Annotated in this window: 13 protein-coding genes; 5 read left to right on the top strand and 8 right to left on the bottom strand. The window is 64.1% G+C overall.

The features are described 5' to 3' along the window. Nucleotides 1–131: 131 nt before the first annotated feature. Nucleotides 132–308, top strand: coding sequence for a hypothetical protein (locus VNH11_25430; protein ID HVA49734.1), 177 nt, complete (start codon nt 132–134; stop codon nt 306–308). Continuing rightward, on the top strand, nt 308–640 hold the full coding sequence (locus VNH11_25425; protein HVA49733.1) for a hypothetical protein: 333 nt from the start codon (nt 308–310) through the stop codon (nt 638–640). Before VNH11_25430 ends, VNH11_25425 begins: the two co-directional genes overlap by 1 nt. Nucleotides 641–954: 314 nt before the next feature. Here VNH11_25425 and VNH11_25420 read toward each other — a convergent pair whose 3' ends face one another. Continuing rightward, nucleotides 955–1,542, bottom strand: coding sequence for a TetR/AcrR family transcriptional regulator (locus VNH11_25420; GenBank protein HVA49732.1), 588 nt, complete (start codon nt 1,540–1,542; stop codon nt 955–957). Between the two features lie 111 nt (nt 1,543–1,653). Here VNH11_25420 and VNH11_25415 point away from each other — a divergent pair, with 111 nt between their 5' ends. From VNH11_25415 to VNH11_25405, 3 genes are read left to right on the top strand one after another with little or no spacing between them, the layout of a single operon-like run. After that, entirely contained in the window at nt 1,654–2,067 is a 414-nt protein-coding gene (locus VNH11_25415) for a VOC family protein (GenBank protein ID HVA49731.1), read from the top strand. A 15-nt stretch (nt 2,068–2,082) separates the two neighbouring features. Next, nucleotides 2,083–3,201 carry an exo-alpha-sialidase gene (locus VNH11_25410; GenBank protein HVA49730.1) on the top strand — a complete coding sequence of 373 codons (1,119 nt, stop codon included), beginning with the start codon at nt 2,083–2,085 and terminating at the stop codon, nt 3,199–3,201. Then, on the top strand, nt 3,198–3,494 hold the full coding sequence (locus VNH11_25405) for a MoaD/ThiS family protein (GenBank protein ID HVA49729.1): 297 nt from the start codon (nt 3,198–3,200) through the stop codon (nt 3,492–3,494). The genes VNH11_25410 and VNH11_25405 overlap by 4 nt, the downstream gene beginning before the upstream one ends. 174 nt (nt 3,495–3,668) lie before the next feature. Here VNH11_25405 and VNH11_25400 read toward each other — a convergent pair whose 3' ends face one another. From VNH11_25400 to VNH11_25370, 7 genes are all read right to left on the bottom strand, one after another. Next, nucleotides 3,669–4,910 (bottom strand): PQQ-binding-like beta-propeller repeat protein, encoded by a 1,242-nt coding sequence (locus VNH11_25400; GenBank protein ID HVA49728.1) that lies wholly within the window; start codon nt 4,908–4,910, stop codon nt 3,669–3,671. Nucleotides 4,911–5,260: 350 nt separating this feature from the next. After that, entirely contained in the window at nt 5,261–7,705 is a 2,445-nt protein-coding gene (locus VNH11_25395; GenBank protein HVA49727.1) for a flagellar hook-basal body complex protein, read from the bottom strand. Between the two features lie 77 nt (nt 7,706–7,782). Beyond that, entirely contained in the window at nt 7,783–8,202 is a 420-nt protein-coding gene (locus VNH11_25390) for a flagellar hook capping FlgD N-terminal domain-containing protein (GenBank protein ID HVA49726.1), read from the bottom strand. Between the two features lie 57 nt (nt 8,203–8,259). After that, entirely contained in the window at nt 8,260–9,969 is a 1,710-nt protein-coding gene (locus VNH11_25385; protein HVA49725.1) for a flagellar hook-length control protein FliK, read from the bottom strand. Nucleotides 9,970–9,983: 14 nt separating this feature from the next. Continuing rightward, nucleotides 9,984–10,691, bottom strand: coding sequence for a hypothetical protein (locus tag VNH11_25380; GenBank protein ID HVA49724.1), 708 nt, complete (start codon nt 10,689–10,691; stop codon nt 9,984–9,986). Next, a complete protein-coding gene (gene fliJ, locus VNH11_25375; protein ID HVA49723.1) occupies nt 10,688–11,134 on the bottom strand; it encodes a flagellar export protein FliJ in 447 nt (148 codons plus the stop codon). The genes VNH11_25380 and fliJ overlap by 4 nt, the downstream gene beginning before the upstream one ends. 2 nt (nt 11,135–11,136) lie before the next feature. Next, the coding region (locus VNH11_25370; protein HVA49722.1) for a FliI/YscN family ATPase at nt 11,137–12,480 on the bottom strand (1,344 nt) is incomplete at its 5' end.

The raw sequence follows: 12,480 nt of genomic DNA, 5'->3' as shown, positions 1-12,480 counted from the left end.
AGCCGCGCACTGGTTAGAATGAGGTGTGGACATTTTGGTCAAGGCGAAGCGAGAGAAGTCCGTATGCCGTGGTACGAGGTCATCTGGAATTATGAGCCCGCGGCAATGTCGATCATATCGCCGACCACGGCTTGACCCCGGAAGATGTGGAAGCGGTGATCTACAATCCGTTAGAAACGACTACCAGCCGCAGTTCAGGCCGGCCGGTCGCGACGGGCTATACCCCTGACGGACGCTTGATCTTTGTGGTCTTTGAAGAGATCGGCGACGTTACGGTCTACCCCGTGACGGCCTACGAAGTCGAATAGTGAATCGACCCTTTTTGAAGCAAGGAGAACTGGTGATGAGCCACGAGAATCGCAAGCGGACCGTGCGCGAGGCGACGCCTGCGGAGAAAGAGCGGCACCGACTGATACGCGAGCAAGTGAAGCAAGATGTGCCGGAGCTCCAAGAGTGGGCGCGTGCTGCCGCCGCGCGGCACCACGAGCGCGTGGCCGTCGGCACGGTGCTGACCGGCGACGAAGCCAAGCTCGTGGAGGCCATCGACGACTACGCCGCTAAACACTCTCTGGCCGGACGCAGCGCGGTCGTCCGCGAGGCTTTGTCGCGGCTGCTCGGCGTTGAGCTGGCACGCCGTTAGGGAGGAGGGAAGAAAGCGTTCGTCGAGCGGCCGGCCTTGGGCGTTCAATCACTCCCGTCCCCTGCCCGCCGACAGGCAAAGGCAGACGGCCACGAACAATCGACAAACGTGAATCGAAGTGCATCGCATGGACCGAAGACATGGCGCGGCTGATTTGGTCCGCGAGTTGTTCGCGATCGCAGCAATGAACGCCAGAGCCATGTTGTGCATAACGAATCCTCCACTTCGCTTAGGGAAGCCTACCTGCCAACACTCCGGCCAAGGAGTTGGTCGAAAGCGGATGCGTGCGGCACGCCGGGCATGCCAGTCCCGCACTACCCCGGCCAGGCCTTTATCGCCATTTCGGCGACCTCCTGCAACTGGTTGCGCGTGGCGCCGCCGGCCGCTTGCACGGACAAGCCCCAGAGCACCGTCACGATGTAACGGGCGAGCTTGGCCGCATCGACGCCGGCCGGCAGATCGCCTTCGGCAACCGCCCGCCGGAACCGCTGGCGCACCAATGACTCGGCTCCTCTTCGACGGCGATTAAGTTCCTGACGGACCGACTCCGCCAGCGGTCCGGACGCCAGCGCTCCGTGGACCAGCAGGCAACCGTCGGGATGCCGCCGCTTCATCACCATGTCGATGGCGCCTTGAAAAAGCCTCTCCGCCGCGCGGCGGGCGGTCGGCTCGGCGAGCGCCTTTGGCAGATAGGACGCCGGCCTTTGCAAATACCGATCGAGGGCCTTGCGGAACAGCGACTCCTTGTTGCCGAAGGCCGCATAAAGGCTCGGCACGTTGATGCCCATGGCTTCGGTCAGCGCGGCCAACGACGTTCCCTCGTAACCGTGCCGCCAGAAGAGCATCAGCGCCGCGTCGAGCGCTTGCTCCGTGTCGAACTGTCTGGGCCGCCCGCGGGCCATCGGTGGCTCCAAGAATTAGGTACCAACCACTACGTTATCCTGCTTGACGAAAGCCGTCCACCTGTTTATCTTAGCGTCCGCTACAGAAAATCGCCCTTGGAGGACATCAAAATGCAAGTGCAAGCCTATTTGAATTTCGACGGACGTTGCGAGGAGGCCCTCGACTTCTATCGCGGGGCGCTCGGCGCCGAAGTGGACATGTTGAAGCGTTTCAACGAGAACCCCGAACCGCCCCCGCCGGGCATGGTGTCGCCGGGCACAGAGAACAAAGTCATGCACGCCAGCTTTCGCATCGGCGAAACGACGCTGATGGCATCCGACGGCCGTTGCGCGGGTGAGGCGGGCTTCAAAGGCATTTCGCTTTCGCTCATCGTGTCGAACGAGGCCGACGCGGACCGCTTCTTCGCCGCATTGGCCCAGGGTGGGCAGGTGCAAATGCCGCTGGCCAAGACCTTCTTTTCCCCGCGGTTCGGCATGGTCGCTGACCGCTTTGGAGTATCGTGGATGATCTACGTCCCGGCTTAAAGCAAAGGCAAACTGATGAGTTCGGTACGCGTTTTGGTGGGTACGCGCAAAGGCGCGTTCATCCTCAATTCCGACGGCAAGCGCCAAAAGTGGGACGTGAGCGGTCCCTTTTTTGGCGGCTGGGAGATCTACCACGTCAAAGGATCTCCGGTCGATCCCAACCGGCTGTATGCCTCGCAAACCAGCGGCTGGTTCGGGCAGGTCATGCAGCGCTCCAACGACGGCGGCCAGACCTGGGAGCCGGTGGGCAACAAGTTCGTCTATGAGGGGACGCCGGGCACGCACCTCTGGTACGACGGCACGCCGCACCCCTGGGAGTTCAAACGCGTCTGGCACCTCGAACCGTCGCTGACCGATCCCGACACCGCTTACGCAGGCGTGGAAGACGCCGCCTTGTTTCGCACGACCGACGGCGGCCAGACGTGGCACGAGCTGCCGGGACTACGCAATCACGGGGCGGGAAACTACTGGCAGCCCGGAGCGGGTGGCATGGGCCTGCACACGATCGTGCTCGATCCGACCCAGCCGGGCCGCATGTTCATTGCCATTTCGGCAGCCGGAACGTTCCGTAGCGACGACGGCGGCGAGACCTGGCGACCGATCACCCGCGGACTGAAATCGCCCTACGTGCTGCCCGATCCTGAAGCCGAAGTCGGTCATTGCGTCCACCGCATCGCGATGCACCCCGCGCGGCCCGGTGTGCTGTTCATGCAAAAGCACTGGGACGTGATGCGCAGCGACGACGCGGGCGATTCGTGGCACGAGATCAGCGGCGACCTGCCCACCGACTTCGGCTTTCCGATCGAGGTCCATGCTCACGAGCCCGATACGGTCTACGTTGTGCCGATCAAGAGCGACTCGGAGCACTATCCGCCGGAGGGCAAGCTGCGCGTCTATCGCAGCCGATCCGGCGGAAACGAATGGGAGCCGCTGGGCAACGGTCTGCCGCAGCAAAACTGCTACGTCAATGTGCTCCGCGACGCGATGGCCGTCGACACGCTCGATTCGTGCGGCGTATATTTCGGCACCACCGGCGGGCAAGTGTATGCCTCGCCGGACGCCGGCGACACCTGGTCGCCAATCGTCCGCGACCTTCCGGCCGTGCTTTCCGTCGAAGTGCAGACGCTGCCATGATCCGCGTGGTGCTCCCCTATCATTTACAAACGCTCGCGGGCGTCGGGTCCGAAGTGCAACTCGAAGTCACGGGCACGGCCACGCAACGTTCGGTGCTCGACGCGCTGGAGGCCCGTTATCCAATGCTGCGCGGCACGGTCCGCGACCAGGTCACCCACAATCGCCGGCCGTTTTTGCGGTTCTTCGTTTGCCAGGAAGATTGGTCGAATGGTCTGCCCGACGCCCCGCTGCCCGACGTCGTGGCCTCGGGCGTGGAGCCGTTTTACGTAATCGGCGCGATCGCCGGCGGGTGACAACCGTCGCCACGTGCCGATTCTCTCGCAATACGCCCCGGTCGGCCCTAAGTCCCCCCCCTGAGGCGTCATGAACCGGCGGCTCGCAACCGATGTGTTACCGCGATGACTTTTGCACAAGAGTTGACGACACACGGCAGGTGGCTGAAACGGCCACTTTCCCAACCATTCTTTCTAGCGCTGTGCCACTTCCTTGCCGCCGATCGCATAGAGATGCTTCACGCCGCGCAGATAAATTTGCCCCTGGCTGATGGCCGGCGATGCATAACAGGCTTCGCCCAGCGGGTTCTTGGCGACTTCCTGGAAGCTGTCGGCTGGCTTGACAACCGTGGTCACGCCTTCGTCGGAGAGGAAATAGACCAGACCGCCGGCCGTCACGAGGCTCGCGCTGTAATGCGGTCCCAGCCGCTGCCGCCAAACGCGCTTGCCGGTGGCCGCGCGATAACAGCTTCCGATTCCCTCGTCCGAAACGACCAGGAAGTAGTCGCCCACGACGATCGGCGACGGCACGTAGGAGCAGTTTTCGGTGGTCCGCCAAGCGATGTGCGTGTCGGTCACGTTCCCTTCGCCATCGGGCCGCAGGGCCAAGATGTGGTGTTCGGGAAATCCGGCGGTAAGGAACAGCAGATCGCCGTTATAAACCATCGACGCTACGAACTGCTCGGTCGGGCCGTCGATGATCCAATGCCGCGATCCGTCGCGCGGATCGTAGCTGGCCACGCACTTGGAACCCGACAAGACCATCTGCCAGCGGCCATCGATCTGACGGATGATCGGCGTCGAGTAGCTGCGGGTCTTGTTCTCGCGCGGAATCTTCCAAACGATCTCGCCGGTCGTCCGCGCCAGTGCCACGAGATAGGCGTCGCCGTCATGGTCGCCGTTGACGATCAGCTTGTCTTCGAACAGCACCGGGCAGCTACAATAACCGTGGACGCTGGAGAACGGCCCCGGATGGACCAGCCAACGTTGCTTGCCGTCGAAGTCGTAGGCGGCAACCGTCATCCGCGCGCCTTTGGCCTCGCCCGTTTGGCTCCCTTCGAGAAACGAGACGTACACCTGTTTGCCGTCAGTCACAGGCGTGCTGGAGGCGTAGCTGTTGAGGTGGTGCTTTTTTTCCAGCGGCGACTTCAACACGGACCGCTGCCAAAGGATCTGGCCGTTGCGGCGATCGAGGCAGATCAGCCGTCGATCGGCTTCGCTTTCCAGGCAGCTCGCCAGGAAGATTCGATCGCCCCACACGACGGGAGAAGCATGCCCCGTGCCCGGCACGGCGGCTTTCCAAGCGAGGTTGTCGTTCGTGGCGCCGTCCCAAGCCGTCGGCGCATTTTTTTCGTTGCTCGATCCATCGCCTCGTGGCCCACGCCAGCCGGGCCAATTCTCGGCCCGCGTGGCCGGGGCAAAAAGCAGCGTGGCCATCCCAATCGCCGCGAAGCAACAACGCGGCCTGACGAAGCAAAACATGGCAACTTCTCTAGATTCTTAGCGGGTAGGGACCGAGGCGGGCGCGCCGTGGGCGTGGCTGCGTAGGGTGGGACCAGCGAGCTTGCGAGCGCCGGCCCACCGCGGCAAAAAGGTCGAAGGATGAAGAAAGAATCCTGCCTTCATCCTTCTGCCTTACTCCAATGGTGGGCCGGCGCTCGTCCCGGCGCGCCGGGACTGGTCCCACCCTACACTGGGAACGGCACTTGTCCCTTCACTTATCCGCTACGCGGCCCCGCTCGTCAAGCCTATCGACGTCGCCGGTCGCACCCGACCGAGACGTCGCACTACCCCGTGCGGAGCTGCAGCAGGGTGTCGAATAGCGTCTGCGCCGTGCTGATCACCTGAGTGTTGCCCCGATATTGGGTCGAGGCGGTAATCAGATTGATCAGGTTCGAGCTGACGTCGGTGTTCGACTGCTCCAACGAGCCGGACACGATCGAGCCGATGCCGTCGGAGTTGGGAGCGCCGAACACGGGCAGCCCCGAGTTCACGCCGGGCGTATAGAGATTTTGTCCACTCTGCGTCAAGCCCGCGGCATTGGCGAAACGCGCCAGGACCACCTGGCCAAGATCGCGCTGCGTGCCGTTGTCGAACGAACCTTTGACCACGCCGTCGTTGCCGATGGTGTAACTGGTGAGCTTTCCGGGAGGAAAACCGTCCTGGCTGGTGACCGAGAGTGTCGGGCTACTGGCAGCCAGCCCGGAAAGCTGCGCAAAATCGAGGTTGAACTCCAGGGGTTTGGCGGATGGAACATGCGCGCGCTGCACGGCGACCGTCGAATTCGTCGCCGAGACGAATTGGCCTGCGCCATCGAACGTGATCAGTCCCGTGCCCACGGCGATGGAGGAACCGCTCGTCGGGTCGTTCTGGGGAGAATCGGCGAACCAGCGGTAGATGGTCGCGGTGCTGGTGCGCGATTGGAGCACCGCCGTCAGGTGGACGTTGATGGGAATGCCCAGCGAATCATAGGCGACAAGATCGGCGGTCACGCTTTGCCCGACGGCGGCCTGCGTCTGATTGAAAGTCAAGGGGACGGTCTCCGCCGTGCCGTTGGTGGGCGTAAGCTGCAGCGCGGAAAGACCGATAGAAACCGCATTGTCGACGCCCGCGTTACTGACAAATTGAATCTCTCCCTGCGAGTTGATGGAAACTCCCGGCGGCAGGCCCGACGAGTCGTTGGGTATCGGGTTGCCGGGGTCCGCGCCCGGCGGTGATTGGATGCCCAATGCCTGGTCCATGAAATTGGCCAAGTCTTGCACGGTGCTCTTCGAAGTGATGGTGAACGTTTCGGGCGTTTGTTGACTTCCGCCCAGGGTGCCCGCGAAACTCAGCGTGCCGGGCTGGAAGAGGTTTTGATACGCGCCGTTGCTGTATTGCAGAACGTTGGTCAACAACGTGTTGCTGGTAATCGGCGGTCCATTCAGGTTCACCTGGGCGTTGTTGGCAATCGACGCGTCGGAGGCACTATCGGTGTAACTTAACCCGGCCGTCATGTTGGGAACCTCGGCGACGAACGTGGCCACGTTGGGGTTGTTCACCGAGGTGCGGTAAATGCGGCGCACCGACCATTGGCCGCTGGTATCGACGGGCAGGTTCTGCAGCTCGGCGCGGCCGTTCACCACGTTGATCGGGCCAAGCAGTTGCGTCGGACGGCTCTCGACGCCGGTGCCGGGACCGCCCACGGCGTTGGCGTAGGTAATGTAATAGCTGTAGTCGCCATTGAGCGCATTACTGTTGAGCGCCTGGCCGAGGCCGGTGTCGGCCGTGGTATCGGTGTAGGTGGTGGTGGTATTGTCTGGGATGTCGGCCACGAGTTGGTAGGAACTGCCGCCGGCCGCCGTGCGATAGATATAGCGGTCGGTGTACGTGCCGGTCGTGTCGGTAGGGATGTTGTTGAGCGTGACCGATTGCTGCGCGCCGGAAAGGGTGATTGGGCCGATGGCTTGTGAAGGCATGGTCTGCGTGTCGGTGGCGCTTCCCAGGGGGCCATTGGCGAACACGACTTTGTAGGAGTAGGTGCCGCCCGCCGTCAGACTGCCGCCGGCGGCTCCGGTGGCCGTGGTGCCGGCGCTCGCCACGTCGGGCACGGGGGCCAAGACCGGAGGCGTGCCGCCGCTGGGCGCCGTCATCGCCGCGTCGCCCATCGCTCCGCTTTGAATGATGGCGCCGGTGGTGGCCACATCGCCGGTGGGAGTCAGTGTGCCTTGCAACTCGACGTTCTGCGTGGCTTTGGCCACCGCCGTCGATCCAAGAGGAATCGTCAGCGGCACGAGCTGCGTCGTTTGGACATTGAAACTTGCGTCGACGCCATAGCCCATCAATTGCTGTCCCGTGCTGGTGGTGAGCTGATTGAGTGAATTCGGGGTAAAACTGCCATTGCGGGTATAAAGCTGCTGTCCGCCGGTCCCTTGTACGACGAAGAACCCATTGCCTTGGATCGCCATGTCGGACGGGCTGGAGGTGATTTCCAAGTTGCCCTGAGTAAAGTCGGGAGTGATTTGCGTCACCTGCACCCCCAAGCCCACCTGCGTGGGGTTGACTCCGCCGTTATTGGCGCTGGGCGCCGAGCCGATCGAAATGGTTTGCAGAAACTGGGTGGCGAACTCGGCCGTCGATTGCTTGAAGCCGATCGTGTTGGCGTTGGCCACGTTGTTGCCCGTGACGTCGATCGTGGTTTGCGCCGCCGAAAGGCCGGTGATGGCCGTGCTAAAAACCGATGAAAGCGACATTGCTTGTTCTCCTGTGACGAAACGGACCCGGCGTTCAACCGCCGCCGAGGCCGCTGAGAAGGTTGGATAAGCCGTTCCTATCCGCTGACCGAGCTGATGCCGGAGAGCGCCATGGTCTGGCTGCCCACGGTCAACGACGCCGCGCCGTTGGTGAAACTGGCGCTGTCCACGGTGCCCGAAACCGGGTTGCCGCTGGCGTCGACGCCCTGCACCTGCTTGCCAATCAGAGCGCTGGCTGTCTGGAAGCCCTGATCGGTTGCCACGGAGTTGAGCGAGCTTGACAGATTGGTCGTGGCCTCGATGTTGTCGATCTCGCTGATTTGTTGCAGCATTTGGTCGCTGTTGGTGGGGTTGAGCGGATCCTGGTTCTTGAGCTGAGTGATCAACAGTTGCAAGAAATCATTGGGGGTCAGTTGCGTGAGCCCGCCCGTCGTGCTCGACGTGCTGGATGCGGCGGTGCTCGCGGAGGAAGTCGGATTGACGGTTCCCGTTGACATGACGCTTGGTTCCTTTCTTTGACGTGCAAACCGACGCCTCGCCGGCTCTTTGTATTTCTAAACAACGACGTTGAGCGCCCCGTTCGTCAACACGGGCGCCGTCCGTGGCAGGTCGCCCGCTGCCGCGTCGGCGCCGACCGGAGAAACGTTGCGTGTCGTGGCCCAGGGGCGGTCCGCCTGCCCGGAATCGGGATTGCCTTGCGGCGACTGCGAATGCCCCCCCGACGATTGCCCCGACACATCGACGTCGAAACGCTCGATGCGAATGTCTTGCTGGGCCAATCGCTCGCGCAGATCGGGCAGGCTACCCAGCAGCACTTGTTGGGCGGTGCTGTTGTCGGCCTGAATTTGCGCGGTCAGCGCGCCTTGCTTGACGGTGATCTGCATCTGCAGCGAGCCTAGCTCCGGGGGGCTGAGCCGCAGCCGGATCTGCCCGCCTTGGTCGCCGACGGTCTGAAAGGCCCGTGCCACGCGCTGGACAAATCGGGCACGGTCGGCCGCACTGAGGCCGTCGTTGGCAAAGCCGGCGGCCGCGTTCTGGGGCGTCGCATTGGCAAACGTGGCGGGCGCGGCCTGGGCCGCATTGGGCGGCGGACTGGAACCGGCACTTGGCGTGCCGGGCGCCGCGGCAGGCTGCGGAGCGTTGGTTCCGTTGGCCGTCGCCGGGGTGTCGCTCGTCGTCGAGGTGGCCTGGGGCAGGGCCGAGGCGATCGTTTCCACCGCCTGCGTAACCGCGGCCGTCGTTGCTGCGGCGACGGTTTCCGCGGCGGGAGGCGGCGAGGCACCATCGGCGAGCTTGGCAGTGTTGCTTTGGGCAGGTGAGAGCGCGGCCGCGTCTTGGGCGGCAACGTTGGCTTGTTCGGCCGTTGCGAGGTGTTGGGCCGTGGGCGTCGCCGCTGCCCTGGTCGTCGCGTGTGCGGCGGCCGAGGATGTTTGCGAAGCAGAGGAGCCGGCATCCTGCGGCAACGAGGTCGCGAAGCGACTGCTGGCCGCGGCGGTCGCCTTGGTCAGCTCTTTGCCGCTGACGGCAGGCTTTCCCTTGCCGTCGGTTTTGTCGGCGGCCGGCGTTTCGACGGGGAGCGTGGTCGAGGCAGGCACGGCCAGTGTCGTCTCGGCCGCCGCCTGGACCGTGGCATCGGTCTGGGCGGCGTCGGCGAGATGGGCGGCGTCGCAAGGATGGGCGGCGTCGTGCGCTGCCGTTTTGCCGCCATCCGCGGCTCCGGCTTTCGCCGCTTTGCCTTGTTTGACTGACGCAGCAACGACCGTTATGGCGGTCGCACTGGCATGCGCCGTGACATTGGCTGACGATGCGTGGCCTTTGTTTTTCCCGGAGCGAGCGACTTTGGCGGGGGACGGCTTGGCAGACGCATGAGGCTGAGCGCCCTCTGCCGTGGTCGCATCGGGCGATGGGGGCTGCGACGTTGGACTGCTCTGCGACGACGGATTTGTGGTGGACGATTGGTCGGGAACGGAGGCCGGCGCTTCGCCCCCCGGCGTTTGCGAAGACGCTTCGGCTTGCGGCGGTGCTTGCGGGCCCTGATCTGCCGACGAGCCGCTTCCGCTGGATGGGTCAGATGTTGACGTGCCTTTGTCGCTGACCGGCGGCTGAGGCTTTGGTTCAGGCGGGGCCGGCGGCGGCGTCCTCAGCAGCAATTGGCTGAACGGCACTGCCGTCTGGCTGCTGACGTACGGCAGCGGGGACGCGATGGGAGGCAAGTCGAAGTTCGGTCCCGCGGAGCCGGTGGCGGAAGCGGAAGTGGCAATCATACAGGGGCCTCTCGTTAGGGTGCGACCGCACTGGCCGCGGCGTCTTGCTGATCCAAGGCTTTCTCGGTCTGGTCCACCAGGTCCTTTTCGGGCACGCCTTCCCGAATCCGCTTCAGGATCTCCGCCAGCGTCTCCGACTCCTCTTGCGTTTTGAACTCGCCCACAATTTTGGCGCGTTTGGCGGTTGGCATGAGACTGAGAATCTTGATCACGTCGTCGATCTCGTCGTCTTTGACCATCCGCAGAATCTGCTCTTTGGCTTGCTTCGGCTTCATGTTTTCCAGGATGGCGCGGGCCGTGTCGCGATTGTTGGCCAGCACACCTTCGCGCAGCTCATCGAGCTGCCCGCGGAACGCGGTTTTGATACGTTCATATCGGTCTTTTTCGTCGATCAATTTGGCGTATTCCGTGCGGACCATCGTCAGGTTGTCGCCCAGGGCCAGTTCGCGCAGCTCGATGTCGCGGCTGCGCAGCGCGCGCTCGCGGGCCACGTCTTCCAACGAAGCTTGCTCCGGTCCCGGCTCGTTCTCGGGCCGCGCGCGAGCGCCGGGCGCAGGCGGCGCGTCGGCACCGTTGGCCACGGCAATCAGCTTCAACACCGTCTTCTCATCCAGTTTGCCTCGATATCGCAAGAAGCCGACCGCCAACGTTTCGGCCAAGACGGTCGCCACGCAAACGGCCGCCACCAGCACCACCATCGCTCCGAACAAGCGTCCGATCATTCGGCGCCCTCCGCGGCGTATCGTCGCAAGGCAATTTCATCGAGTTCCTTCACGGCCCGGCGCTCTTCTTGCTCGCGGTGTCGCTCTTGCTGCGTCTCGCGCAACAGTTCCAGGGAGCGGACGTCGCGGTCGGCGGCCACCAACGCCTGCCGCCGTTTTTCGATCTCCGTCTGCAACGCTGTTTCCTGAAGCTGGAGCTGTTGCAATTCCGCGCGGAGCACCATCTCGTAGCGCGTGGCGTTCAACAAGCGGTCGGCATCGATCGCGCCGGTGGCCGTCGACTGAACGCGCAGGGCCTCGCGCAGCAGTTCCTCGACCCCCATTTGACGCTCCCTCAGTTGCTCGGCCAGTTGCAGCGCCTCGGCGAGCTGCGTGCGGCGCTCGTCGCGCGCAGCCTCGCGGAGCCGCAACAGCGTCGCCAGACGAAATCGGAATGCCGCCATCGTCAGCTCCCTTGTGCCGCCGGACGTTGCGCCGCGCGGTGTTTCAGTTGCGCCAATCGCTCGGCGGCCAGTTTCACCGTAGATGCTTCTTCGATGGGCTGCCGCAGGAATTGTTGGATCGGTTCCCAAAAGTCGATCGCCAGATCGACGGCGCGCTGACTGCCGCGGCGGTAGGCGCCGATCGAAATCAGGTCTTCCTGGTCGCGATAGGCGCCCATCAGTTCGCGCACCAGCGAGGCGGCTTCGCGATGTTCGCGGTCGGCGACTTCGTTCATCAACCGGCTGATGCTCGACAGAACATCGACGGCCGGATAATGCCCGCGGCCGGCCAGCTTGCGCGACAACCAAGTGTGGCCGTCGAGCAGGCCGCGCACGGCGTCGCCGATCGGTTCTTGCGGATCGTCGGCTTCCACCAACACCGAATAAAACGCCGTAATGCTGCCGCTCCGGCTGCGCCCCGCGCGTTCGACCAGCCTCGGCAACATGGCGAACACCGACGGCGGATAACCGCGGGTGGTAGGCGGTTCGCCGGCCGCCAGTCCAATCTCGCGTTGGGCCAGGGCGAAACGCGTGAGCGAATCCATAATCAGCAGCACATCCTTGCCGCGGTCGCGAAAGTATTCGGCCATGGCCGTGGCAGCCAACGCGGCGCGCACGCGGACGAGCGCCGGCTCATCGCTGGTGGCCACCACCACCACGCTCTTGGCCAGTCCTTCCGGCCCCAGATCGCGCTCGATGAACTCATTCACTTCGCGACCGCGCTCGCCGATCAGAGCGATCACGTTCACGTCGGCCGAGGTGTAACGCGCCATCATTCCCAACGCCACGCTCTTGCCGACGCCCGAACCGGCGAAGATGCCCATCCGCTGCCCCTTTCCGCAGGTCAACAGTCCGTCGATCGAGCGAATGCCGGTGGACAGCGGCGTATCGATCCGCGGCCGCTCGACCGGCGGCGGCGGTCGTCGATCGAGCGCCGCGCGGTCGGGCAGAATGGGCTGCGGTTGGCCGTCGATGGCCTGGCCACGGGCATCGATCACCCGACCCAGCGCCGCCGGGCCCACCCGCAACCAGCTCTTGGTGCGCACCAGCCGCACCCGGTTGCCCCGCCGCACGCCCTGCAAATCGCCAAATGGACAGACCAACGTCACGTCGTCGCGGAAGCCGACGACTTCGGCCTCCAGCGGCCCGCTCTGCTGCCGCTCGATCTCGACCAATGCGCCGACGGGCGCAGGGAAGCCGGCCACCGCGGCCGTCAGGCCGGTGAGCCGGGCAACGCTTCCCTCCAGGCCCGTGGGCAGGATGGTGGCGAGTTGGTCGGTATAAACGGACATGGGGTTGGGGGTTGG

The sequence above is a fragment of the Pirellulales bacterium genome (assembly GCA_035533075.1).
Classification (GTDB): Bacteria; Planctomycetota; Planctomycetia; order Pirellulales; family JAICIG01; genus DASSFG01.
The sequence above is the reverse complement of the archived record's forward strand: the minus strand, read 5'-3'. Positions and strand labels throughout refer to the sequence as shown.